Source organism: Senegalia sp. (in: firmicutes) (genome assembly GCF_052088025.1).
Lineage (GTDB): Bacteria > Bacillota > Clostridia > Tissierellales > SIT17 > Anaeromonas.
In genome coordinates this window covers 1-26,016 of sequence record NZ_JBQCYD010000021.1, presented here as the reverse complement: position 1 = coordinate 26,016, position 26,016 = coordinate 1, and the positions used below count along the sequence as shown (strand labels likewise).

Annotated in this window: 28 protein-coding genes, 1 tRNA gene and 2 other annotated features; of the genes, 22 read left to right on the top strand and 7 right to left on the bottom strand. The window is 27.0% G+C overall.

Annotated features, from left to right (window positions below; all coding sequences use genetic code 11):
- Positions 1–8: 8 nt before the first annotated feature.
- Both ACTHUW_RS07455 and ACTHUW_RS07450 read left to right on the top strand, forming a co-directional pair.
- Positions 9–395: a VOC family protein gene (locus ACTHUW_RS07455; protein WP_442197576.1), complete on the top strand. Its 387-nt coding sequence runs from the start codon at positions 9–11 to the stop codon at positions 393–395.
- Positions 396–465: 70 nt separating this feature from the next.
- Positions 466–915 (top strand): HIT family protein, encoded by a 450-nt coding sequence (locus ACTHUW_RS07450; protein ID WP_442199152.1) that lies wholly within the window; start codon positions 466–468, stop codon positions 913–915.
- A 39-nt stretch (positions 916–954) separates the two neighbouring features.
- Here the strand turns inward: ACTHUW_RS07450 and ACTHUW_RS07445 are convergent, their stop codons facing one another.
- Positions 955–1,377 carry a hypothetical protein gene (locus tag ACTHUW_RS07445; RefSeq protein WP_442197578.1) on the bottom strand — a complete coding sequence of 141 codons (423 nt, stop codon included), beginning with the start codon at positions 1,375–1,377 and terminating at the stop codon, positions 955–957.
- Between the two features lie 134 nt (positions 1,378–1,511).
- Positions 1,512–2,510, bottom strand: coding sequence for an ABC transporter substrate-binding protein (locus ACTHUW_RS07440; protein WP_442197579.1), 999 nt, complete (start codon positions 2,508–2,510; stop codon positions 1,512–1,514).
- A 134-nt stretch (positions 2,511–2,644) separates the two neighbouring features.
- Positions 2,645–2,863: a binding site (T-box leader), on the top strand.
- Positions 2,864–3,098: 235 nt separating this feature from the next.
- Between ACTHUW_RS07440 and ACTHUW_RS07435 the strand changes: the two genes are divergently transcribed.
- The 3 genes from ACTHUW_RS07435 to ACTHUW_RS07425 all read left to right on the top strand — a co-directional run bounded on the left by ACTHUW_RS07435 (position 3,099) and on the right by ACTHUW_RS07425 (position 8,069).
- A complete protein-coding gene (locus ACTHUW_RS07435) occupies positions 3,099–5,750 on the top strand; it encodes a valine--tRNA ligase (protein ID WP_442197580.1) in 2,652 nt (883 codons plus the stop codon).
- Positions 5,751–5,766: 16 nt separating this feature from the next.
- Entirely contained in the window at positions 5,767–7,062 is a 1,296-nt protein-coding gene (locus ACTHUW_RS07430; RefSeq protein ID WP_442197581.1) for a bifunctional folylpolyglutamate synthase/dihydrofolate synthase, read from the top strand.
- A gap of 65 nt (positions 7,063–7,127) precedes the next feature.
- A complete protein-coding gene (locus ACTHUW_RS07425; RefSeq protein WP_442197582.1) occupies positions 7,128–8,069 on the top strand; it encodes a YncE family protein in 942 nt (313 codons plus the stop codon).
- Between the two features lie 9 nt (positions 8,070–8,078).
- On the opposite strand, the gene ACTHUW_RS07420 is transcribed toward ACTHUW_RS07425, so the two are convergent.
- Positions 8,079–8,615, bottom strand: a complete 537-nt coding sequence (locus ACTHUW_RS07420) for a DUF4364 family protein (RefSeq protein WP_442197583.1) — start codon at positions 8,613–8,615, stop codon at positions 8,079–8,081.
- Positions 8,616–8,707: 92 nt separating this feature from the next.
- Entirely contained in the window at positions 8,708–8,914 is a 207-nt protein-coding gene (locus ACTHUW_RS07415) for a small, acid-soluble spore protein, alpha/beta type (RefSeq protein ID WP_442197584.1), read from the bottom strand.
- Between the two features lie 216 nt (positions 8,915–9,130).
- On the opposite strand from ACTHUW_RS07415, the gene ACTHUW_RS07410 reads away from it, so the two are divergent.
- Positions 9,131–10,225: a polysaccharide deacetylase family protein gene (locus tag ACTHUW_RS07410; RefSeq protein ID WP_442197585.1), complete on the top strand. Its 1,095-nt coding sequence runs from the start codon at positions 9,131–9,133 to the stop codon at positions 10,223–10,225.
- Between the two features lie 12 nt (positions 10,226–10,237).
- On the opposite strand, the gene ACTHUW_RS07405 is transcribed toward ACTHUW_RS07410, so the two are convergent.
- Positions 10,238–11,185 (bottom strand): Na/Pi cotransporter family protein, encoded by a 948-nt coding sequence (locus ACTHUW_RS07405; protein ID WP_442197586.1) that lies wholly within the window; start codon positions 11,183–11,185, stop codon positions 10,238–10,240.
- A 161-nt stretch (positions 11,186–11,346) separates the two neighbouring features.
- Here ACTHUW_RS07405 and ACTHUW_RS07400 point away from each other — a divergent pair, with 161 nt between their 5' ends.
- The 12 genes from ACTHUW_RS07400 to ACTHUW_RS07345 all read left to right on the top strand — a co-directional run bounded on the left by ACTHUW_RS07400 (position 11,347) and on the right by ACTHUW_RS07345 (position 20,557).
- Positions 11,347–12,489 carry a YibE/F family protein gene (locus tag ACTHUW_RS07400; RefSeq protein ID WP_442197587.1) on the top strand — a complete coding sequence of 381 codons (1,143 nt, stop codon included), beginning with the start codon at positions 11,347–11,349 and terminating at the stop codon, positions 12,487–12,489.
- Between the two features lie 91 nt (positions 12,490–12,580).
- Positions 12,581–13,345 carry a polysaccharide deacetylase family protein gene (locus ACTHUW_RS07395; RefSeq protein ID WP_442197588.1) on the top strand — a complete coding sequence of 255 codons (765 nt, stop codon included), beginning with the start codon at positions 12,581–12,583 and terminating at the stop codon, positions 13,343–13,345.
- A gap of 78 nt (positions 13,346–13,423) precedes the next feature.
- The gene (locus tag ACTHUW_RS07390) at positions 13,424–14,854 is read left to right on the top strand and encodes a Mur ligase family protein (protein WP_442197589.1); all 1,431 of its coding nucleotides are present in this window, start codon (positions 13,424–13,426) and stop codon (positions 14,852–14,854) included.
- Between the two features lie 169 nt (positions 14,855–15,023).
- A complete protein-coding gene (locus ACTHUW_RS07385) occupies positions 15,024–15,740 on the top strand; it encodes a single-stranded DNA-binding protein (protein ID WP_442197590.1) in 717 nt (238 codons plus the stop codon).
- An 89-nt stretch (positions 15,741–15,829) separates the two neighbouring features.
- Complete coding sequence (locus ACTHUW_RS07380; protein ID WP_442197591.1) at positions 15,830–15,970, top strand: hypothetical protein; 141 nt, start codon at positions 15,830–15,832, stop codon at positions 15,968–15,970.
- Between the two features lie 88 nt (positions 15,971–16,058).
- Entirely contained in the window at positions 16,059–16,583 is a 525-nt protein-coding gene (hpt, locus tag ACTHUW_RS07375) for a hypoxanthine phosphoribosyltransferase (protein ID WP_442197592.1), read from the top strand.
- Positions 16,584–16,585: 2 nt separating this feature from the next.
- Positions 16,586–17,509: a CPBP family glutamic-type intramembrane protease gene (locus ACTHUW_RS07370; protein WP_442197593.1), complete on the top strand. Its 924-nt coding sequence runs from the start codon at positions 16,586–16,588 to the stop codon at positions 17,507–17,509.
- 174 nt (positions 17,510–17,683) lie between these two features.
- Positions 17,684–17,887 (top strand): small, acid-soluble spore protein, alpha/beta type, encoded by a 204-nt coding sequence (locus ACTHUW_RS07365; RefSeq protein WP_442197594.1) that lies wholly within the window; start codon positions 17,684–17,686, stop codon positions 17,885–17,887.
- Positions 17,888–17,910: 23 nt separating this feature from the next.
- Positions 17,911–18,642, top strand: coding sequence for a class I SAM-dependent DNA methyltransferase (locus tag ACTHUW_RS07360; protein ID WP_442197595.1), 732 nt, complete (start codon positions 17,911–17,913; stop codon positions 18,640–18,642).
- Between the two features lie 105 nt (positions 18,643–18,747).
- A complete protein-coding gene (locus ACTHUW_RS07355) occupies positions 18,748–18,948 on the top strand; it encodes a cold-shock protein (protein WP_442197596.1) in 201 nt (66 codons plus the stop codon).
- Between the two features lie 132 nt (positions 18,949–19,080).
- Positions 19,081–19,959, top strand: a complete 879-nt coding sequence (hslO, locus tag ACTHUW_RS07350) for an Hsp33 family molecular chaperone HslO (RefSeq protein ID WP_442197597.1) — start codon at positions 19,081–19,083, stop codon at positions 19,957–19,959.
- 76 nt (positions 19,960–20,035) lie between these two features.
- Positions 20,036–20,557 (top strand): ferritin-like domain-containing protein, encoded by a 522-nt coding sequence (locus tag ACTHUW_RS07345; RefSeq protein ID WP_442197598.1) that lies wholly within the window; start codon positions 20,036–20,038, stop codon positions 20,555–20,557.
- Between the two features lie 28 nt (positions 20,558–20,585).
- Here the strand turns inward: ACTHUW_RS07345 and ACTHUW_RS07340 are convergent, their stop codons facing one another.
- The gene (locus ACTHUW_RS07340; RefSeq protein WP_442197599.1) at positions 20,586–20,753 is read right to left on the bottom strand and encodes a CDIF630_02480 family spore surface protein; all 168 of its coding nucleotides are present in this window, start codon (positions 20,751–20,753) and stop codon (positions 20,586–20,588) included.
- A gap of 121 nt (positions 20,754–20,874) precedes the next feature.
- On the opposite strand from ACTHUW_RS07340, the gene ACTHUW_RS07335 reads away from it, so the two are divergent.
- The 4 genes from ACTHUW_RS07335 to thrS all read left to right on the top strand — a co-directional run bounded on the left by ACTHUW_RS07335 (position 20,875) and on the right by thrS (position 24,933).
- Positions 20,875–20,948: transfer RNA gene (locus ACTHUW_RS07335), tRNA-Cys, on the top strand.
- A 170-nt stretch (positions 20,949–21,118) separates the two neighbouring features.
- A complete protein-coding gene (gene ytxC / locus ACTHUW_RS07330) occupies positions 21,119–22,024 on the top strand; it encodes a sporulation protein YtxC (protein ID WP_442197600.1) in 906 nt (301 codons plus the stop codon).
- A gap of 81 nt (positions 22,025–22,105) precedes the next feature.
- Positions 22,106–22,711, top strand: a complete 606-nt coding sequence (locus ACTHUW_RS07325; RefSeq protein ID WP_442197601.1) for a DUF445 domain-containing protein — start codon at positions 22,106–22,108, stop codon at positions 22,709–22,711.
- A gap of 59 nt (positions 22,712–22,770) precedes the next feature.
- Positions 22,771–22,971: a binding site (T-box leader), on the top strand.
- A gap of 51 nt (positions 22,972–23,022) precedes the next feature.
- Complete coding sequence (thrS, locus tag ACTHUW_RS07320; protein WP_442212883.1) at positions 23,023–24,933, top strand: threonine--tRNA ligase; 1,911 nt, start codon at positions 23,023–23,025, stop codon at positions 24,931–24,933.
- A 29-nt stretch (positions 24,934–24,962) separates the two neighbouring features.
- On the opposite strand, the gene ACTHUW_RS07315 is transcribed toward thrS, so the two are convergent.
- Positions 24,963–25,976 (bottom strand): AAA family ATPase, encoded by a 1,014-nt coding sequence (locus ACTHUW_RS07315; RefSeq protein WP_442211038.1) that lies wholly within the window; start codon positions 25,974–25,976, stop codon positions 24,963–24,965.
- Between the last annotated feature and the right edge of the window lie 40 nt (positions 25,977–26,016).

Sequence of the window (26,016 nt, the reverse complement as noted above, 5' to 3'; positions counted from 1 at the left end):
TGATTATAATGAAGTCACAAATAAATCTTATTACAATTTGGACAGATGATATAGAAAAGATGAAGGAATTTTATAATCAAATATTAGGCTTTGAAGTTAAAAATGATCTTGAAAACTATGTTGAATTTAAAAATGATGGAGTTAGATTTGCTATTTGCATGAGAGATGTTATGTATGAGTTTAGTAATGAATATAAGAAAAAACCAAGTGGTCAAGCATTTGAACTAGCTTTTCCATGTGAAACTACTAATGATGTGGATGAATCATTTAAAAATTTAGTTAGAAATGGAGCAACTTCTATTCAGGAACCACACAATATGCCTTGGGGTCAAAGGACAGCTTTATTTGCAGATCCAGATGGTAATATACATGAAATTTTTGCAGAGATTAAATAGGTTTTAATTGATTGAATATTGGTAAATCATATTTAAGTATATAAAATAAATTATAGAGTGAGGGAAGAAAATGAACTGCTTAATTTGTGAAAGAATTGAAATGATTAAACAAGGAATAAATCCATACTTTGTTATGGAATTAGAAACAGGATATGTAGTGATAGGTGATCATCAACATTTTAAAGGATATACTTTATTTTTATCCAAAGAACATACTACAGAGTTACATTATTTACCTTATGACTTTAAAATGAAATATCTTGAAGAAATGAGTATTGTAGCAGAAGCAGTCTTTAATGTATTTAAGCCAGAGAAAATGAACTATGAACTATTAGGAAACGGAGATACTCATGTGCATTGGCATTTATTTCCTAGAGTGACGGGAGATACGCCGAAAAAAGGTCCTGTATGGTGGTTATCAAGAGATGAGATGTGGGATGATTCAAAACGTCCAGATGAAGATGAGCTTAGAATAATGATAGATGATTTAAAGGAAGAAATTAATAAATTACTCATATAATACAAAACAAAAGTAGGCCTAGGCCTACTTTAAATAAATTCATTTTATTTTTTTAAGTTCAATAATATCTGTCCAGTTTTTAGCTGTTACTTCTTCTACTGTGCTCATATTTTTCTTTATTTTTTCTATATTAGAATTCATAACAATATGTCGGCTTGCATTATTAGATTCTAAATCATCTAGCTTATTCTCCAAGGTATCAAATTTATTTTCTAAAGTATCAAATCTTCTATTAGTTTCTTCTCTAAAAGCTGCTAAATCTTCTCTGGCTTCTTTTCTAAAACTCTGGAAATTATCTTTAGTCTCTTCTCTAAAATTTTCCAAATCTTGATTAAACTCTTGCCTAAAATTACTTAAATCATTTTTGGATTCTTCTTTAAAATCATGTAAATCTTTTTTTGTTTCTTGTAATTCTATATATACTTTTTCTAATAAATCATATATTTTCTCTTCGTTATTCATAAATTCTCCTCCTAGTCGTATAAACTAAAGACTCTTTATTTAAATTATACCATAAATTATATTAAGGTAAACAAAAACAAGTAAAAATTCAGAGTAGAAATTATTTCAATTTCTACTCTGAAAAAAGCCCGCTTCTATTTCTCCATTGCTTTTTCAGCAAATTCTGTATTTACTATCTTTTCATAATCAGCGCGTTCTTCTAATTCTCCTGCAAGTTCCATTATATCCATCATATGCTCTAATCCATCTTGACTTAAAACTAAATCTGGTTTCCAAGTATCTTGATCTCTATATCTTTCTACTAGAGAAATCAATACATCTTTATCTGTATCAGGGAATTGTCCTTTTAAGGCTTCTGCTACATCTTCTGATGAATTTTCATTTACCCAAATCATTCCTTTATAGATTGCATTTGTAAATTTTTGAATTGTTTCAGGATTTTCCTTCATATATTCTTTTGTTGCACTATAAGTTGTAAAAGGAATATATCCTCCTTCTTCTCCTATAGAAGCTACTATGTGGCCTTTACCTTCTTTTTCAAGCTCTGATGCTACTGGTTCAAATAATGTTACATAATCACCTTCGCCGCCTAAAAAAGCTCCTGCCATTGCAGCAAATTGAATATCTGTTCTAACATTTACATCTTTACCTAATTCTAAGCCATTAGATTTTAATACATATTCTAATGTCATTTCTGGCATTCCACCTTTTCTTCCACCTATAACTGTTTTTCCCTTTAATTTATCAAATGTAAAATCATCATCTTTTTCTCTACCTACTAAGAAAGAACCATCTTTTTGTGTAAGTTGAGCAAAATTAATCGCATAATCATCTTTATCGGTATTAGCTACATATACTGTAGCTTCAGGTCCCATGAAGCCTATGTCAGCTTGATCTGATAATAGAGCTGTCATACATTTATCTGCGCCTTTTCCATTTGTAAGTTCTACATCTAAACCTTCTTCTTCAAAAAAACCTTTTTCCAATGCTACATATTGTGGAGCATAGAATACGGAATGAGTTACTTCTATAAGTCGTACTTTTTCAAGCGCTACTTCTTCATTACAGCCTGATATGATAGGTAATATAAACAAAGAAATTACTAATAATACTGCTAATAATTTAGATTTCATAATGCACCTCCAAAATTTTATTCACTATACTTCTATTATATTTTGAATTCTTATATATGTTACTTGTATTTAAAATATTCATTCATATTGACAATAAGCATGTATTAAATATATAATGTTATGTAATATAATAAATATAGGCAATGACAAAGAGGAGTAGGCAAAAGAACTTTTAGAGAATGGTATCCCTTAGGCTGAAAGGATCCAGAAGATAACTTTTGCTGAATGTAGCTTTTGAGCTTTCAGATTGAAAATTAAGTAAATCTGAACGGATAATATTCGTTAAAATTAATTAAGAGTCAATTTTTTTAAATTGAAACTAAGGTGGTACCGCGATTACCCTCGTCCTTATATTATATAAGGATTGAGGGTGTTTTTTGTTTATTAAGGGAGTGATACTATTTATATAATAGGTATATTAATATTTTTAATAAGCAGTGTGATAGTTTTAGGCGCTGATAGACAATATAAGAAGGGTAAGATTAAAGACTTAAAATCTTTGCTTAAAATAAAGTTATCAGGTTTATTTTTAACTATTATTTCAGTCTTACTTATGATTTATGGAAAATAAAAAAAGGAGTTGTTTAAATGGAGAATTTATCTAAGACTTATGATCCAAAGGAATTTGAAGATAGGCTTTATAAATATTGGAATGAAAGTGGATATTTTAAAGCAGATGTAAATGAAGATAAAGAACCTTTTACTATTATGATGCCACCACCAAATGTAACAGGAAGTCTTCATATGGGCCATGCTTTAAATCATACTATTCAAGATATATTGATAAGGTGGAAGAGAATGGATGGATATGAGGCATTGTGGCTTCCAGGAACTGACCATGCTAGTATTTCTACAGAAGCTAAGGTAGTAGCCCGCATAAAAGAAGAAGGATTAAGTAAAGAAAAACTAGGAAGAGAAAAATTTCTAGATAAGGCTTGGGAATGGACAGAAGAATATGGTGGAAAGATAAAAAATCAACTTAAAAAATTAGGTGTTTCACCAGATTGGTCAAAGGAAAGATTTACACTTGATGAAGGCTTAAGTGATGCAGTAGAAGAAGTTTTCATTAAATTATATGAAAAAGGATTGATATATCAAGGAGATAGGATAATCAATTGGTGTCCATCTTGTGCTACTGCTATTTCTGATGCTGAAGTTGAACATGTTGAATCAAGTGGCAAACTATGGCATGTGAGATATCCTGTAAAAGGAGAAGACAGGTTTTTAGAAATAGCTACAACAAGACCAGAAACAATGCTTGGTGATGTTGCTGTAGCTGTAAATCCAGATGATGATAGATATAAAGATTTTCTAGGTAAAACACTAATATTACCTCTAGTTGATAGGGAAATACCAATAATAGAAGATGAATATGTTGAATTAGAATTTGGTACAGGAGCTGTTAAAATAACTCCAGCCCATGATCCTAATGATTTTGAGGTAGGACTTAGACATGATTTAGAAAACCTTAAAATATTAGATGATGATGCAAGGATAAATAATAATGGTGGAAAATATGAAGGATTAGATAGATATGAAGCTAGAGCAAAAATAGTTGAAGATTTAAAAGAACAAGGATATTTAGTTGAAATTAAAGAGCACAATCATAATGTAGGTCATTGTGAAAGATGTAATACTATAGTGGAACCTATTATTTCAAAACAATGGTTTGTAGAAATGAAACCCCTAGCTGAACCTGCAATAAAAGCTCTTAAAAATGGAGAATTTAAATTTATACCAGAAAGATTTGAAAAAATATATCTTAATTGGTTAGAAAATATAAGAGATTGGTGTATATCAAGACAATTATGGTGGGGACATAGACTTCCTGTATATTATTGTAAAGATTGCTCTGAAGTTATTATCTCTAAAAAGGCACCAGAAAAATGTAGTAAATGTGATTCTCATAATTTAGTTCAAGATGAAGATAGTCTTGACACATGGTTCTCATCAGCACTTTGGCCTTTTTCTACATTAGGATGGCCAGAGAATACTAAAGAACTAGAATATTTTTATCCTACAGATGTATTAGTTACAGGATATGATATTATATTTTTCTGGATAGTAAGAATGGTATTTTCAGGTGTGGAACAAATGGGAGAGGTTCCTTTTAAAGATGTATTTATTACAGGACTCGTTCGAGATTCTGAGGGGAGAAAAATGAGTAAATCATTAGGTAATGGTATAGATCCTCTTGAAATCATTGATGAATATGGTTCAGATGCATTGAGATTTTCTCTTATAACTGGAAATACACCAGGTAATGATATGAGATTTTATGTTGAAAGAGTAGAAGCAAGTAGAAACTTCGCAAATAAATTATGGAATGCTTCTAGATTTGTAATAATGAATTTAGGAGAAGATTTTAAATTTACTGGTGTGGATGATAAAGATTTAAAGTTAGAAGATAAATGGATAATCTCTAGGCTTAATGGTGCAATAAAGGAAATAGATGATAATTTGAATAAATTTGAGCTTGGTCTTGCAGGTCAAAGGGTTTATGATTTTACTTGGAATGAATATTGTGACTGGTATATTGAAATGGTTAAAGCAAGATTATATGGAGAAGATGAAGATGATAAGATAATAGTTAAAAATGTATTGATTCATGTATTAAGAAATATAAATAAACTTCTTCATCCTTTCATGCCATTTGTGACAGAGGAAATATATAGTTATATAAATGATAATGATGAGAGCATAATGATATCAGATTGGCCAAAAAATGATTATAAATATAATTTCAAAGATGAAGAGAAAAACATCAATTTTATAATGGATGCAATCAAGCATATTAGAAATATAAGAGCTGAGATGAATGTTATTCCTTCAAAACGTGCAAGAGTGATTTTTGTAACTAAAGATAATAAAATAAAAGAAATATTAGAAGAAAACAAATCATTCTTTATGACACTTGCTTCTGCATCAGATTTAGAAGTAAAAGAAAATAAAGAAGGAATCAATGATGATGCTATGAGTGCTGTAATAGAAAATGCAGAGATATTTTTACCACTTGAAGAGCTTGTAGATTTTGATAAGGAAATTGAAAGATTAGAAAAGGAAAAATCAAGGTTTGAAAATGAAATTAAAAGAGTGAATGGTAAATTATCAAATAAGGGATTTACAGAAAAAGCTCCAGAAAAGATAGTAAATGAAGAAAAGGAAAAGAAAATTAAATATGAAGAAATGCTTGAAAAGGTATTAGAAAGATTAGAAAATATTACAAAAAAGATGAATTAAAAGGTGAGGTTAATATATGAATTATGAGAAAGCATTAGAATTTATACATGGTACTAGAAAATTTGGAAGTAAGCTTGGACTAGATAATATTAGAAAATTACTTGAATTATTAGATAATCCTCATGAAAAATTGAAGTTTATTCATATTGCAGGTACTAATGGTAAAGGTTCAACTACTACTTTTATATCTAGTATATTAACTGAATCAGGATATAATGTGGGGACCTTTACGTCCCCCTATTTAGAAGTTTTTAATGAGAGAATTAAAATAAATGATAGAAATATAGAAAATAATAGGCTTAGTGAAGTTACAGAAAAAGTAAAGATAAAAGTACAAATGATGTTAGATGAGGGATATAATCATCCTACTGAATTTGAAATAGTAACAGCTATAGCTTTTGTATATTTTTTAGAAGAAAAAGTGGATATGGTAGTCTTAGAAGTAGGACTTGGTGGTAGATATGATTCTACAAATATAATAAACAATCCCCTTATATCAGTTATTACATCTATATCAATGGATCATATGGATATATTAGGTGATACTATAGAAAAAATAGCTTATGAAAAAGCTGGTATTATAAAGGAAAATTCTATGGTTATTTCTTATCCACAAGTAGAGGGAGCTAAGAATGTCTTATTAAATGTATCAAAAGAAAAGAATTCTAATATTTCATTTTTAGATTTTAATTCTATAAAAATAGATGAATATAATGATTCAGGCGGACTATTTAGCTTCTCACACCAAGGTAATTTATATAGTGATTTAAAGATAAATTTAATAGGAAAATATCAAATATATAATGCATCTTTAGCTATAAAAACATTACTTATATTAAATGATATGAAAAAAATAAATATATCAGAAGAAAATATAAAAAATGGTCTTAAAAATGCTAAATGGATGGGAAGACTAGAAATTATTAGTAACAATCCTAAGGTTATTATAGATGGTGCTCACAATGAAGAAGGGGCTAAATCTTTAGTATCTAATATAAAAAAGATATTTGATTATAATAAACTCATTTTAGTTATGGGGATGTTAGAGGATAAAGATATAGATAAAATATTGTCTATAATAAGTCCATATGCAGATAGTATAATAGCTACTGAACCTAGAGTTCCAAGAGCCTTATCTAGTGAGGAACTAGTAGAAAGAATAGAAAAGTTCAACAAAAATGTCGTTTCTGAAAAGGATATTAAAAAAGCAATTGATTTAGCTTATAAAAAATATAATAAGAGAGATTTAATAGTTATATCAGGATCCCTATATTTGATTGGAGAAGTTAGAGGAATTATAAAAATTAAATAGAATGTAAATTCACCTTATTTTATTTATTAGCATACTGTGTTATATAGAAAAGATGAGGTGAAAATATGAGTTTAATTGAGCCAAAAAAAATTGTGGTTTCTAATTCAGGTGATAATTCTATTACAATTATAGATTTAGAAAATAATTTTAAAACATCTAAAATAAATTATTGCGATATGATAAATGAAAACAATAAAAACAAAATAGATTGCAATATATATAATTCTAGAACTCACTCTATATTTAAAGGTTCAGAATCAAATATAATGTATACCATAAACTCCTACACAAATAATATATTTAAAATTGATATTGATAAAAAAGAAATATTGGATTTAGTATATGTTGGTTCAAGCCCAAGTCATATAGAAATATATAATAGGTGTATTTATGTCACTAATAGTGATTCTAATTCTATATCAGTAATAGAAGAAGAAAATTTTGATTTGATTGAAACTATAGCAGTTGGGGAGAAACCTCATGATTTAAAAATTGACAAATTAAGAAAAAAATTATTTGTAGCAAATAGTAATGAATATAGTATAAGTATAATAGATTTGGTTAAAGATGACATTGAAAAAATATTTTTAGATATTAATCCACTACATCTTCATATATTAAATCAAAATATGTTTATATTATCATGCGGATCTTATGGAGAGATGAAGTCTTCTATATCCTTATTTAATTTAGAAGATAAAAAGGTTTTTAGAAAAATATTTATAGAAGAAACATTGCTAGATATGGTTGTAATAAAAGATTTAAATATTGTTTTTACGACTAATGGAGGAGATGGATTTTTATATAAGATTGACTATATAACTCAAAAAATAATAGACAAAATATATATAGGTGGAATGCCAAACGATATATTGTGGGATAACAACAGTATATTGTATATAAGTGATTCAACTAAAGATTGCCTCTTTCTATTTGATATATATAAAAATCAAATAGTTAGAAAGATTCCTGTAGGTAAGGAACCTAATGGACTAATTTTTATTTAAGAATAAAAATTAGTCTTGTTTTTTTGTAAGTATGTCTATAAAGTCTTTATATATAATTTGAGGATTTTCCCTCCAATTATTACATATCATTTTAGCTTGTTCATTTGATACGACATTTAAAGAAAGTGTAAATATAGTATTGTCATTTTCTACAACTTTTAAATTTACAATATACTCTACATCATTTTTTTTATAATAATTACCTATTATTTGTTTTTCTTTTATTTTTTCTTGTTTTTTTATTGAGCATTTATCATCTATTATTTCTTTAGTATTTATACTGATTCTACCTTCAAATAAACCAAGAACCTTCTTACCATTATTTGTAATGTTATAATATTCATTTCCATCTTGCGTTTTTATAGAGATGAAATTTGTTGATACTAACTCACTTAAATATTGTTGAACTAAAAAATAGTTCATATGATTATTTTCTAGAACGAATTGAGTTATTTCAGAGTTTGTAATAGGATAATCTATTTTTTCAAATATGTATAATAATATTAATTTATTTTGTGCTAATTCATCGCTATTTTCTATAAACATTTTATCTCTCCTTTACTTAGTCATATAAATTATAACACAAAAGGACAATAAAAAAGAGAGGTAAGTTTAAAACTTACCTCTCTTTTAATCTATTATTTACCTGACATTTGTCTTTGAGCAGATTCAACTAATCTCTTAGTCATATTTCCGCCAACATAACCGTTTTGTCTTGAAGATAATGTTCCTTTATCAGTAGAATCATAATTAGTTAATCCTAATTCATTTGCTACCTCAGTTTTCATTTGGTTTAAAGCCTTTCTTGCTTCTGGTACTACTATTCTATTATTATTATTAGCCATTTTTTATTTCCTCCTAAAGTTTTTTATACAACATTTTCTGTTGTAATATTAATATAACCTTATTAAGATAAAAAATACTGGAAGATTTTGATTAAATCTATAAAATAAAGGTATATTACATATAATTAAGCTTTTAACTAAAATATATGTTTTGCTATATATTAAAAATTTGATATAATGAAATAAATGAAAAAAATATGTGAAAAGAGGGGAAATATGAAGAAAATTATAAGCATTTTTTTAATATTATTTGTTGCCTTATCATTTAGTGCATGTAATTCTGATAGTTCAGAAACTAGTAGTAAAAATGATGAAAATAATAAAGAAAATGCTCAAACTAATGAAAAAGAAGAAGTTAAAGAAGAAAAGGAAAAAGAAGAAACTATAAGTAAAGAGGATATTGACTTATCTTTAAGTCCAAATGAAAATGGTGAAATCATGGTTCTTATGTATCACGGTATAACAGATGAGGAAGATGTATGGGATAGAACTCATGAGAATTTTAGACGTGATTTACAAACACTTTATGATGAAGGTTACAGACCTATAAGCTTAGAAGATTTTGTAAACAATAATATAACTACAGAAGCTGGATATACTCCAGTAGTACTCACATTTGATGATGGAAGACAAAATAACTTTGATATAATAGAGGAAAATGGAGAAAAGAATATAGATCCAAATAGTGCTGTAGCAATACTTGAAGAATTTCACAAAGAAAATCCAGACTTTCCACTTGAAGCAACATTTTTCTTAAATGGATCTAATCCATTTGGACAAGCTGAATTAATTGAGTATAAATTAAAATATATATTAGATAAAGGTATGGATATAGGTAACCATACAATAAATCATAATGATATGACTAATGTAAGTTCTGAATCAAAAATACAGGAATATGTAGGTGGACAAGTTAAATTTATTAATTCTGTGGTGCCTGATTACCAGATAAATACCTACGCGCTTTGTAATGGTGGAAGACCAGATGAATCATTAGAAAAATATTTAGAAGAAGGTTCTTTTGAAGACACTGAATATAAGAATGTAGCTATATTAAATGTAGGTTGGAAGCCAAGTGTTTCACCTATAAATACTGAGTTTAACCCTCTATCAATTCAAAGAGTACGTGCAAGTGAAACAGAAGTAGATGGAGTAGGTATGTATGACTGGATGGAAGGTTTTAGAAATAATCCAGATAGGAAATTCATAAGTGATGGATCAGCTGATATAATTACTGTTCCTAAAGCTCAAGAAGAAAGTATTGACCAAGAAAAAATAAAGGGAAAAGAATTATATATATATGAAAAATAATTAGGCAATTGCCTAATTATTTTTTTTATCTAAAAATTGAGCTATATTATCAGTAAAGGGAAATATTAATAAAACTGTAGTTATGTTAAATATAGTATGAGCATTAGCAATTTGCCTTGCTATATTATTTGGAGATATCAGTACTACTACATTTTCTAATATATCTCCTAAAAAAAAGAAAATTATAGATCCAAATATATTAAATGAAAGTTGGAATAAGGCTATTTTTTTACCATATGTATTGGTAGTAATACCTGCTATAATAGCATCTATTGAAGTTCCTATATTTAAACCAAATAAAATATAAATAGAAGATAATAATGGAATAATGCCAGTTTTCGAAATTAATTGTAGTAATACAACAGAAGTAGAACTACTATGTATTAATGCACTAAAAAAAGCACCAAAAAATATAGATTTAATTTTACTATCATAGATATAAGCTATATTTTTTAATATGTAAGTTGAATTAGTAATCTCATAGATAGATGAACCCATTAGCTTTATTCCAATGAATATTAAGGATATAGAAAGTATAAAAGTAGCTATTAATCTATGTTTGGAATTCATTCCATATAGATATAATATTAAAGCTATTAAAATTATTACAGGTAATAATTTTTCTATATCAAAAGCAGTTATTTGAGCGGTAAATGTTGTACCGATATTAGCACCTAATATAATTGGTATAGCTTTTTTAATATTTAAAACTCTGCTATGAACAAGTGTAATTATTATTACAATAACTAAACTGCTACTTTGAAATAATAGTGTGATTAAAATTCCTAAAATCAAACTTAAAATTTTATTATAAGTTAATTTATTAAATATATTTTTAAATTTATTATTTAAATTATTTTCCATAGTTGTTGATAGAAATTTAATGGAAAACATAAAAACTATTAATCCACAAAAAAACTCTATAAGGATTCTTAACTCTTCATAATGAAATATTTCCATAATTCTTACCCCTCTTCCCTTTATAATAAATATATTCAACTAAGGCAATGTATTATTCTAAAAATATTTTTTAGAAGGAATAATTATTGACTAATATCTTAAATAATGATTTAATAATTAAGTATATCGTGATAGTTTTTGTAGAAGAAAGGCGGTAAAAAATGTTTAAAAAAATACTTATATTTTTAACTTTAATAATAATAATATTTTCGAATTTTAGCATTTCATTAGCTGAAGGTAATCTTGAAGGTAATGGACAAGAGAAACCAGTGCCAGTAAGAGCTAAGGTGCTTGAGATATTATCAGAAGATGAAGAGGAGACTTCTTATGCAGAAGGTGAAACTACTTTAATTCAAACTATAGAGCTAAAAATTACAAGTGGTGAAAATAAAGGTGAAAAAATAATAGTTGAAAATACTGTAGATAGTATGTTTACTTACAACATAGTAGTAGAGGAAAGTGATAAAGTTTTATTGTATTTAGAAAAAGATGAAAATGGTGAAATAATTCAAGGATATATATCAGAAATTGCTAGAGATAGATATTTATTATATCTAGTAATTATATTTTTCTTGTTGCTTCTTATTGTAGGAGGATTAAAAGGTTTAAAATCAATAATCACATTATTAATAACAGCTTTTGCTGTTCTTAAAATAATGCTGCCGTTAATATTAAAAGGATATAATCCTATTTATCTATCTATAATTGTATCCATTGCTATAATAGCTGTTACACTTATAATAATTTCAGGATTTAATAGAAAGGCTCTTGCTGCAATTATTGGTACGAGTGCAGGAGTATTAGTTGCAGGAATAATAACTTTAATTGTAAGTGAATTAGCGAGTCTTACAGGTCTAGGAACAGAAGAAGCACAAATGCTTAGTTTAGTGGAACAAGGTGATGGTTTCAATTTTAAAGGGATATTATTTGCAGGAATAATATTGGGAGCTTTAGGAGCTGTGATGGATGTTAGTATGTCAATTGCGTCTTCAATAAATGAAATTAAAATAGCAAATCCAGATATGACTACCAAGGAATTGATAAAATCAGGAATGAATGTAGGTAGAGATATAATGGGTACCATGTCAAACACATTAATACTTGCTTATTCTGGTGGTTCAATACATCTGATGCTTTTATTTATGGCTCATGATTTCAATATAATAGATATAATAAATAGAGATATGATTGCATCTGAAATATTAAGGGCTCTTGCAGGGAGCATAGGTCTAATATTTACTGTACCTCTAACAGCAATTATTGCATCTAGTCTTTATAATAGAATAGAAAAAAAGCATGATTAAAAAATTAATATGAAATCAATTTGGCTTTATATTACTAAATTACAACTTCACATAATATAATATAATAATTATAAAATGTGGGGTGAAATATATGAAAAGTTATTTGTTTAAAAAGATTAATGTCATAATGGTCTTTATATTAGTATTTCTATTGTTTCTTGCTAGCATTCTTATGAAAAATCCAAATACTAATATAAGTCAAGTGTTCTCTACTGAAAAGCAATTACCTATTTATGGTGTGGATACAAGTGATAAAAAAGTTGCTATAAGTTTCGATGCTGCTTGGGGAGATGAGTATGCGGGTGAAATTCTTGATATACTTGATAAAAATGATGTAAAAACTACTTTTTTTTTAGTTGAATTTTGGGTGGATGAATATCCTAATTGGGTTAAAGAATTTGACAAAAGAGGTCATGAAATAGGAAATCACTCAGCTACACATCCTTATATGTCTGAACTTAATGAAAGGCAAATAGTAGAAGAATTAAAAAGAACTGAAGAAAAGGTGTCTAAATTAACAAAAAAGAAAACCAAGTTGTTTAGGCCGCCTTATGGTGATTATAATGATAGACTTATTGAAGTGTGTAAGGATAATGATTATAATGTAATACAATGGAGTATTGATTCATTAGACTGGAAAGAAAAAGGTGTTCAACCAGTAGTTGATAAAGTGGTAAAAAACGTAACAAATGGATCAATCATCTTATTTCATAATAATGCAAAATATGTTACGGGATATCTCCCTATAATATTAAAGGAATTAAAAGACAAGGGATATGAAGTAGTACCTATTTCAGAGTTAATATATAAGGATAATTATTATATAGATCATAGAGGTATCCAATACAAAAAATAACAAGTATTAGAATATGAAAAAGAAAATGTGAAATACTAAAGACCATGATTCTAAATTAGTTCATAGAGGAGATTTGAAATGCATATAATGGATAAAGAGATAATGGGAATAACATGTAATTCAAAAAAAGTTAAAAAAGGATTTGTATTTGTTGCTATAAAGGGACGAAAATTAGATGGGAATAATTATATAAATGAAGCCATAAAAAATGGAGCAATTATGATATATACTGAAGATAATATAAAAAATAAAAATATTCCTATAATAAAAGTTGAAAATTCAAGAATAAAACTAGCAGAACTTTTAAATGAATTTTATGATTATCCGACTAAAGAATTATTTATTATAGGCGTAACTGGAACAAATGGAAAGACCACAACAACACATTTAATTGAATCAATATTCAAAAAATCTCATATTAAAACATCCCTTATAGGTTCATTAGGAATAAAAACACAGGCAGAATATAAACATATAAGCATGACTACACCAGATAGTGAAGATTTATATAAAATATTTTTTGAATTAAACAAAATAGGAACCCAAGTTGTTGTTATGGAGGTTTCTTCTCATGCTTTAAAACTCTATAGAACATATGGTATAGAATTTAATATTGCTATACATACAAACATTGATATAGATCATCTGGATTTTCATAAAACTTTTGAAGATTATTTAAATAGTAAAAAGATGCTATTTGATTCATTAGGTGAAAACAAATTAGCTATAATAAATACAGATGATGAAAATGCAGTGAAAATTCTAGAAGGAAATAATAAAGTTTTAACCATAAGCTATGGTTTAAATTCAAAGTCAACTATAACTGCTTCAAGCATAAATATAAATGAAAATTTAAATTTTAGTGTTTGTATTCAAAGAACTATAAATTCTATAAATGGGAAAAGTTATGAACCTCAAGAGTTTAATATATCTATGAATATATCAGGCTTATATAATGTATATAACAGCCTAGCAGCTATTTCTTGTGCCTTATATTATGGTTTAGATATAAATGCTATAAAAGAAGGCTTGAAGGAAATTAAGAGTATTTCTCGTAGATTTGAAAAGATATATGATGGTGATTATATTGTAATAGATGACTTTTGCCATAATCCCTCTAGTTATCAATCAAATTTTGATAGGATAAAAAGTTTGAATTATAATAAGATAATAATAGTCAATTCAATAAGAGGTAATAGAGGCTCAGATATAAATAAAGAAAATGCAGTAGTTTTAGCTTCATGGTATGAGCTATTAAATAAACCTAAAATCATTATTTCCTTGAGTGAAGATGTTGTAGATGAAGATAATAAAGTGAAAAACGAAGAGATTAAACAGTTTGAAAATATTTTAAAGGAATATAAAGTACCATATGAAATCCATAAGGATCTTTATCATTCAATACAAAAATCAATATCTTATGTAGAAAAAGGAGACATAATTCTTTTACTTGGCTCTCAAGGTATGGATAAAGGCAATATTATATTCAAAAAAATAGCAGAAATTTAATATGTTTCTGCTATTTTTTTATATAATAAAAAAGGTATTTTAAGATTTATGTCTAATATAAAAAATAGGGGCAAAAAAATACTTATAAATATTATTCATAAATTGATATTTACTTGAATAATATTATTTAGAGTCTAATTACATAAGAATAGGAAAGGAAGTGGGGGTATTGGTAGATAATATTGTAAACAATAATTCAGTAACTATTGTAGGAAAGGTGGTTAAAGAAAAGGAATTTAGTCATGAAATGTATGGAGAGTCTTTCTATGTATATGAAATGGAGATTCCAAGGCTGAGCGAACAGAGTGATATATTACCTGTAACTGTATCAGAACGTTTATTAGTAGATTTAGATATTCAAGTAGGAAAAACTATTATAGTAGAAGGTCAATTAAGATCATATAATAGATATGAAAATAGTCACAACAAACTAGTGTTAACTATTTTTGCAAGAGATGTATATATTCCTTGTGAAGAAGAATACGCTGAAAAAAGCAAGAGACCAAATGAAATTTATTTAGATGGTTTTATTTGCAAAAAGCCAGTTTATAGAACTACACCTTTTGGAAGAGAAATCACTGATATTTTAATGGCTGTTAATAGAGCATATAATAAGTCGGATTATATTCCTTCAATATCTTGGGGGAGAAATGCAAGATTTTGTGAGAATTTAAAAGTAGGAGATCATATAAAAATTTGGGGTAGAATTCAAAGTAGAGAATATCAAAAAAGACTTTCTGATGGAAGCACAGTAAATAAAATGGCATTTGAAGTTTCAATATCTAAGTTAGAATATATAAAAGATGATAATAATAGAGAAAATAGTGAAGATGTAGAAGATAAAGAAAATACATATGAATCAAAATTAAAAGCACAAGCATATTAAAAAAAGTAGCCAATTTGAATTTAACTATATCAAATTGGCTACTTTTTTTAATTCTAATTTGTTATAATAAATTTATGGAGGTGTTTTATATGGACTTTAATGTAGAGTTTAAAGTCATATTTGCAATAATATTAATTATAATAGGAGTTTCAATACAATATACCTTAAATAAAATATTATATGAATTAAAAAGAATAAGAAATTATCTAAGTGGAATTAATAATGACTAGATAGAGGGTGTTGACAGGATAAATAAAGTGGAATAAAATAGTCATTAAACAATTAGAAAGAAATATAAAGGGATGAGGAGTGGATTTAATGAATGAAAAACGAAAAGTTGTTATTTCAAAGGAAGAAATAGCAGAAAAGGTAAAAGAATTAGGTGAAGTAATTACAAATGATTATAAGGATAAAAATTTATTAGTGATTTCATTGCTAAAGGGAAGTTTTGTTTTTACATCAGATTTAGTAAGAAAAATAAACTTGAAACTTAGAGTTGAGTTTATGACTACATCTAGCTATGGAAATGATGAATATTCCTCAGGTAAAGTAAAAGTGATAAATGATTTACATGCTGATATAAAAGATTATGATGTACTCATAGTAGATGATATAGTAGATTCAGGAAATACCATGAAATTTATTTTAGATTATTTAAAAGAAAAGAATCCAAAATCTATTAAATCTTGTGTTTTATTAGATAAACCAGAAAGACGTGAAGTGGAGATAGAAGCGGATTACTATGGATTTAAAATACCTGATTTATTTATAGCAGGTTATGGTTTAAATTATGGGAATCATTATAGGAATATAGAGGATATTTTTGTTTTTGAGGAAGACTAAAAATGGATAAATTTATGAAAAGACCTAAGGTATTAGAAGTGAATATATTTTATTTTTTTATTGCCATATTATTAGTTACAATAGGTAACATTGCCCAATCATATGAACTATTTTCGGGACTTTTAATAACCGAATATATACTTGTATTATTACCTGTAATTATATTTTTAAAAGTGAAAGGTTACAGTATAAAAAAGGTATTGCGATTAAACAAGATAAAATTTAAAGATATATTATTAGTAATTTTTATTACTATATTATTATATCCTGTAGCTGCATTTGTAAATTCTATAATGTTAATAATAGTGAGCTTATTTGGAGAATTAAAACCTACACCTATTCCTACTCCTTCTTCTGCTTCATTTTATTTATTGGGATTATTTGTAATAGCAATTACTCCTGGAATTTGTGAAGAAATTATGTTTAGAGGATTAATAATGAGTGGATATAGTAGTAAAGGATATAAAAAGGCTATATTTATTTCTGCTTTTCTTTTTGGAATATTTCACTTTAATATTCAAAATTTATTAGGACCAATTTTTTTAGGCATAGTTTTTGGTTTTATAGTATATAGGACAAATTCTTTAATAGCGGGTATGATAGCACATGCTACAAATAATGCACTTGCTTGGAGTCTTACCTATATGCTTTCTAATATAGAAAATCAAGCAGCTAATATGGAAAATATAGATATAGCAATGTCAGAAACGCTTCAGCTTACAATGGCATCATTTACTTTGTTTGGAATTTCATTTTTCTCAGGAGCTATTGCACTATATCTTTATAAAAAATTACCAAAATATAATGAAGTTGAGATTGAATATGATGATAGCATAGTAGAAGATAATAAAAATATATTTAAATATATACCTATTATAATAACAATTATAGGCTTTATAATTTTAAATTTCTTAGCATATATTTAATTGAAAAGATGAAAAAGTGCAAAATAAAAGGCCAACTTGGGGGAGTTGGCCTTTTTAATAGCTTTTAGCTATTAAAGGGGAGTGGAAAAGTAGTAATTTCCGACATATTAACTTTACCATTTTTTTTAATTAAAATCAAGAGTATATTTACACTTATATTCTCTCATAATAATAATGAGGAGTGATATAATGACTAAGAAGAGAAAAAAAGAAACTATAGAAGATAAAATGAAATATGAAATTGCAGAAGAGCTGGGATTGACAGATAAAGTAAAAGAATTAGGTTGGGGTGGATTAACCGCTAAGGAAACTGGTAAAATTGGTGGGATAGTAAATGTGAGAAAAAGAAAGATTAAAGAAAATCAAAAAGAAAAGTAATATACGTAAAAAGGGGGATTTAAATGGTTTATAATAGATTTGCTGAAATTTATGATAGACTCATGACAAAGGATATTGATTATGATGAGTGGTATAATTATATTGAAGATTTATTTAAAAGAATAGATAAAAAACCAAAAGATATATTGGAAATGGCATGTGGTACAGGCAATCTAACCGAAATTTTAGCAAAAAATAGATATGATGTAGAGTGTTTTGATTTATCAGAGGAAATGCTTGTAATTGCCTATGAAAAGCTTAGAAAATATAAAAATGTATCTATAAGAAATATGAATATGATAGATTTTAAATTTAATAAAAAATTTGATTCTGTAATAAGCATATGTGATAGCATAAATTATATAATTAATATGAAAGATCTTGAAAAAACATTTTTAAATGTATTTAATCATTTAAAAGATGGGGGAATATTCATATTTGATATAAATTCATATTATAAGTTATCTGAAGTTATTGGTAATAATACTTTCATATATGATGAAGAAGATGTATTTTATACTTGGGAAAATGAATTTGAAGATGATATATGCAATTTTTATTTGACATTTTTTTTAAAAGAAAAAGATATTTATCATAGATTTAATGAAGTGCATAAAGAAAGAGCTTTTCATATCGAAGAAATTATGTTACTATTAAAGAAAGTTGGATTTAAGGAAATATCATCTTTTGATGGTTTATCATTTAAAAAACCTAGTAAGAAAAGCACTAGAATTAATTTTTTGGCAATTAAGTGAAATTTTTATAAATTTTATTTGACATAAAAAAAATAATATGGTAAACTATAATTATAGTAGATAATACATATCTACAAGCAATAGATTTTAGGAGGAATGTTTTTAATGGAAAAAGGAACAGTTAAATGGTTTAATGCAACTAAAGGTTACGGATTTGTAACAAGAGAAAATGGCGAAGATGTATTTGCTCATTACTCAGCAATCCAAGGTGACGGATTCAAAACTTTAGAAGAAGGTCAAGAAGTTGAATTCGAAATAGTTGAAGGCGAAAAAGGCCCACAAGCTACTAATATCACTAAACTATAATAGAATATAATAATATTTAATATATAGTTAACGTAGCAATTAAGACTCCTATGATAGGGGTCTTAATTTTTTTATATATTTTTTATGTCTTTAAGGGTATAATAAATATTAAATTATTAAAGGAGGAATAAAATGAAAGATTATATTATAAGAGCAATTGATGAAGATGCTTCTTTTAGAGTATTTATTGCAAGTTCAACTAATACAGTGGAAAAAGCTAGAAAAATTCATGGCACATCTCCTGTAGCCACAGCTGCATTAGGTAGAACTTTAACAGGAGCAGCTTTAATGGGATCTATGTTAAAGGGTGATAAAGATAAACTTACTATTCAATTTAGAGGTGATGGACCTATAAACAATATACTTGCAGTTTCTAATAGTAAAGGTGAAGTCAAAGGATATATCTCAAATCCTGATATTGAAGTAGAAGATAGAGTTGATGGTAAGCTCAATGTAGGAGGTGCTGTAGGTTCAAATGGAAAGCTAATAGTAATAAAAGATATAGGGCTTAAAAATCCATATATAGGACAATCTAATATTGTGAGTGGAGAAATTGCAGAGGATTTGGCTAATTACTTCACTACATCAGAGCAACAACCTTCAGCAGTAGCATTAGGTGTACTTGTAGATAAAGATATATCAGTAAAGGCATCTGGTGGGGTTATAGTTCAAGTGCTTCCAAATATTGATGAGGAAGTATTAACAAAACTTGAAAAGAACATCACTATACTTTCTTTTATATCATCGTTGATAGATGAAGGTAGTACTCCAGAAGATATATTAAATCAAGTGTTTGGTGAATTTTCTATGAAAATAACAGAAAAGAAAGAAATGGATTTTGCATGTGATTGTAGTAAGGATCGTATGGAAAGAGCTCTTATAAGTCTAGGAAGAGATGAACTTACACAAATATTAGAAGAAGATAAACAAGCTGAACTAGTATGTCATTTCTGTAATGAAAAATATAATTTTGAAGAAAAAGAAATTAAAGAATTATTAAATTCAATTTAAAACCTAGAGATATTGTTATTATTAAATTTATAAGGGTATATTTATAAATAATGATTACTTAAGGAGGTTTTTTAAAATGAACATATATGAACTAGCTATGAAAATGGAAAAAGAGGGCGAAGAGTATTATAAGGAACAAGCTGAGAAAACAGAAAGTAAGGGTATTCAAAATATTTTTAAAATGATGGCTGATGATGAAAGGAGACATTATGAAATAATAAAGAACATAAAAGAAAATTATTTTGATTGTAATACTACTATGAAAATAGAAGATGTAGATACTATCTTTACTGAGAGATTAAATGAAAATACTTCATATGAAGAAGAATCAAAAAATGACGATTTTTTATATGCTAAGATAAATATATCAGATACTGTAAGAGCATATAGGCATGCATTAGAATTAGAAAAAGAAAGTATAGAGTATTATCAAAAGCAATTTGATGATGCTAAAGATGAATGTGACAAGAAAATATTTGAAAGATTGATAATTGAAGAAAAGAAGCATTATCAAACTATAGATAACATGTTAGATCATGTAACAAAATCAGAGCGATGGTTAGAAGATGCTAGATTTAATAATATGGAAGAGTATTAAAAATAGAGACAAATCCTAGGATTTGTCTCTATTTTTGTACTTCATCTACCCATTCTTTTGCTTCTATTACTTGATCAATACCTGGTATTGGTACCTTAGCTACTCCTTCTTCATGATGAATATCTAATATAGCTTGTTTTGAATTTCTCTTTTCAAAAATTATTTTTTTCTTTTGATTTTTTATTTCTTTTTTCATAATAAATCACCTCACTTATATTATTACCATATAGGTGAGATAATATTTTATAAATATAAAAATAAAAAATATTGACTAGAAAAAAAACTTATGCTATAATTAATTTTGTGCTAAAACATATGGCGGCATAGCCAAGTGGTAAGGCCGAGGACTGCAAATCCTCTACCCTCAGTTCAAATCTGGGTGCCGCCTCCAAAAAAATTAAAACTCTTAATAATATTATTGCATATAATATTATTAAGAGTTTTTTTGTTATAAATAATTACAGTAAAAATTCCATTAATTTGCATTTAATGTAAACTAATAATTTGAATAAGAGCAAGCATTAAACACATACTACTAATACGCTAGAAAGGAGTGATGAAATGTATTGTTTAACAATTGAATATGATGATCAAATCTGTGATATTTCAACTATTTTAAATAATAGATTCAAAAATATAAATTCTATAGTGGATATAAAAGGAGATATATGTAAGGTCGGGAATTTATCAAAAATAAGATATTTAATAAAAGATAAAAATAAAGCTGATGAAGTTGCAATAAAAAAAATAGTTAATAATATTATTGCAAGTGAGTTAGTAGATCTTATCATATCTAAATATCAATATAATATGATAAAAAAAGAAATTTTAAATAAAAAAAGTTGGTTTCAAGATAAAGATATAAATCTTTTATATAATAAAAGTTTAGATTATATAGAAAATAGATATGAAAACTATAATTTAATCACATCTAATATAAGTAAAAGAGCTAATATAAATAAAATAATATTAGATTATTTAAATAATAATGATATTTTAAATATAGAAGGATTTATAAACTTTAGATTAGAATTTTTAAAACAAATCATAAAAAATACAGTCAATGATATAACTGAAGAATTTGTAGTAGAAAAAGAATTTGAAGATTTTATAAATATGTTAAAATATTTTGTAGATATACAAACGGCGAAATTTGAAACTGTAAATATATTTTTTATGAAAAACAAAAGATATCTCTTGTATGATGAAAATATGAGAATGATTAATAATGAATATTTAAAAGAAATAGCTGATGAAATGGAAAACAATGAAATGGGATATGATGACCTTTTAATAAGTTCTTTGATAACTATTGCTCCAAATAAAGTAATGATTCATTTAGGAGATAGAAAAGAAGATGAAGCTATAAAGATAATAAAAAATATATTTGAGAAAAATGTAATATTATGCGATGGTTGTAACTTATGTAATATAGGCCATAGAATAGATATTCATAGGAAATATTAGGAAAATAGGGTTTTGCCCTATTTTTTTAATGCAAAAAATATGATATAATGTCTTAGTTAAGAAATATAAGAGGTGAATAAAATGGCGATACTTGAAATAATGATAATGATGATTATAGGAGGACTTATAGGTTGGCTTACAAATATAGTGGCTATTAAATTACTTTTTAGACCACTATATCCTATAAATATACCCTTAATTAATTTTAAGATACAAGGTTTAATACCTAAAAGAAAAGAAGAAGTAGCAAAAAGTATAGGTATAGTAGTTGAAGAAGAGCTTTTATCTATAAATGAAATAATTGATAAGGCTATAGAAGAAGATGATATATATAAGATAAAGATAAAAATCATGCAAAAAATCAATGAAATAGTAGATAATAAGATGCCTTCTATAATACCATCAACTGTTAAAAAAATGATATTAAGTTATGTAAATGATTTTATAGCTAAAGAAGGAGATAAAACTATAAAGGAATTAATTGATGAAATGATTGATAAGACAATTGAAAAGGTGAAAATTTCTGAAATAGTAGAAGAAAAAATAAACAATTATGAAATACAAAAGGTTGAAGAGATAATAATTGCAATTGCAAAAAAAGAACTTAAACATATAGAAATATTGGGTGGTATATTAGGACTTTTAATAGGAGCTATTCAAGGTATATTAGTATTTTTTATTTTTTAGATAGTATAAATATATTTGACAAGTAGCATAATAAGAGGTATAATAATATAAATATATTTATAATAACATTGAAGGGTCGAGTAAATTGAAAACAGTTTAAAGAGAGGAAATGCATAAGCTGAAAGTATTTCTAAATATGTTCAATTGAAAACTAACCTGGAGTTGAGTCTGAACCTTTAAGGGTAAAGATTTCCGCTGATCACGTTAAGATTTTAAAGCAAAAACAAGGGTGGAACCGCGAAGTAAACCTCGCCCCTAGACTTAAGTCTAGGAGTGAGGTTTTTTTAATTGCAAAAATAAGGAGGATGAATATGGATAAAATTAAAATTTCTTTACCAGATGAATCAATAAAAGAATATGAAGAAAAAGTAACTCCCATGCAGGTTGCTAAAGGTATAAGTGAAGGTCTAGCACGCGTTGTAACTGGTGCAAAAGTAAATGATGAACTCGTAGGATTAGATGAAGAAATAGATTCAGATGCTGATTTAACATTGTTAAAGTTCAATGATGATGGAGGAGAGGAAGTATTTAGACATACTAGTTCTCACATACTAGCTAATGCAGTAAAGAGATTATTTCCTGATACAAAACTTGCTATAGGGCCTGCAATAAAAGATGGTTTTTATTATGACTTTGATACAGAGCATAGATTTAGTGAAGATGACTTAGAAAAAATAGAAAAAGAAATGAAAAAAATAGTAAAAGAAGATTTATCTATGGAAAAATTTGTACTTCCACGAGATAAAGCAATTGAATATTTAAAAGAACAAGGTGAAGATTATAAAGTAGAATTAGTAGAAGATTTACCAGAAGATGAAGAAATATCATTTTATAAACAAGGTGATTTCATAGATTTATGTAGAGGACCTCATCTTCCAAGCACTAAGAAAGTTAAAGCATTTAAATTATTAAATGTAGCTGGTGCATACTGGAGAGGCGATGAAAACAGAAAAATGCTTCAAAGGATATATGGTACTTCTTTTGAAAAGAAAAAGGATTTAGATGCATATATAGAACGTATGGAAGAAGCTAAAAAAAGAGATCATAGAAAACTTGGCAAAGAATTAGGCTTATTTACTATATTAGAAGAAGGGCCAGGATTTCCATTTTTCTTACCAAAAGGAACTGAACTTAAAAATACTCTTTTAGATTTTTGGAGAGATCTTCATAAGAAAAAAGATTATGTGGAAATTGAAACTCCATTAATATTAAATAGGAAATTATGGGAAACATCTGGTCACTGGAATCACTATAGAGAAAACATGTATACAGTAAAAATTGATGAAGAAGATTACGCTATAAAACCGATGAATTGTCCTGGTGGAATGCTAGTTTATAAAAATGAATTACATTCTTATAGAGATTTTCCAATGAGAGTAGCTGAAATTGGTAGAGTTCATAGGCATGAATTATCTGGAGTTTTACATGGGCTTATGAGAGTTCGTGCATTTACTCAAGATGATGCTCATATATTCATGTTGCCAGAACAAATAAAAGATGAAATAAAGAATGTGGTAAATAAAATAGATGAAATTTATACTACTTTTGATTTTAAATATAATATTGAATTATCCACTAGACCTGAAAACTCAATGGGTGCTGAAGAAGACTGGGATATGGCTGAAACTGCACTAAGAGAAGCTTTAGAAGAGTTGGGGGTAGATTATATATTAAATGAAGGAGATGGAGCTTTTTATGGTCCTAAAATAGATTTCCATTTAGAAGATGCTATAGGAAGAACTTGGCAATGTGGTACTATACAATTAGATTTCCAATTACCTCAAAGATTTGATTTATCATATATAGGTGATGATGGAGATAAGCATAAACCAATTGTAATTCATACTGCTGCATTTGGTAGTATTGAAAGGTTTATAGGTATATTAATAGAGCATTACGCTGGTAAATTCCCAACTTGGCTTGCTCCAGTTCAAGCTACTATACTTCCTATATCTGATAAATTTAATGATTATGCTAGAGAAGTTAAAAAAGAACTTAGAAAAAATGGTATAAAAGTAGAATTAGATGATAGATCAGAAAAAATTGGATATAAAATAAGAGAAGCTCAATTACAACAAATTCCTTATATGCTTGTTGTAGGTGAAAAGGAAGCAAGTGAAGAAAAGGTATCAGTTAGATCAAGAAAAGATGGAGATACGGGTGCTATGAAAGTAAATGAATTTATAGAGAAGATAGTAAAAGAAATAAAGGAAAAAAAATAGCATAATTAAAGACACCGCTAGCGGTGTCTTTAATTTGCTGTTTTACTTAAATTACTATGCTTTTTAAAGATGACATTTAATTCTTCTAAATCCATAGTTTCTTTTTCTAAAAGGAAAGATGCAACATCTACTAAGATATCTTTGTTAGTTTTTATTATATCTAGAGATTTTTCATAACATTCTTCCATTATTGCTTTTATTTCTTTGTTTATTGAATCCATAGAGTATCTTATATGAGTTTCATCAATAGACATATTACCTAAAGAACTCATTCCATAATTACAACCCATATTACTAGCTAAATTAGTTGCTTTTTTCAAATCATTTTGTGCTCCTGTTGTTACTTCATCAAAACAAATTTTTTCTGCTGCTCTACCACAAAGTAATACTATTATCTTGTTATATAATTCTTTTTCAGTTAAAAGATATCTTTCCTCATCTGGGAAATTTAGCACGTAACCAAGTGCTTGACCTCTTGGAACTATAGATATTTTTTGTATTAAATCTGAATTTAATAGTTTGCTTGCAATTGCATGACCTGCTTCATGATGTGCTACTATATTTTTTTCTTTTTTTAGTACAGTAGGATGTTTAACTTCAAGTCCTGCTACCACTCTCTCTATAGCAGCATTAAAATCATAAGAATCTATTTTTCTCTTGTTATTTCTTACAGCTATTATAGCAGCTTCATTTGCAATACTTGCAAGTTGTGCTCCTGAAAAACCATGGGTTTTTTTAGATAAGCTTTCAATATCTACTGTTTTGTGTATAGGCTTATCTTTAATATGGACATTGAAAATATCCTTTCTAGCTTTGAGGTTTGGATTCCCTATATAAATATGTCTATCAAATCTTCCAGCTCTAAGTAAGGCTTCATCCAATAGATCTAATCTATTTGTAGCACCTATTACTACCACTGTAGATTTACTGCTAAAACCATCTAATTCAACTAATAATTGATTTAGTGTTTGGTCCTTTTCGTTATTACTATCCATGTTTCTTTTGCATCCTATAGCATCAATTTCATCTACGGTAGATGTCAATATAGTTGACGCATTAATTTTAAATTAATTAATTATTTAT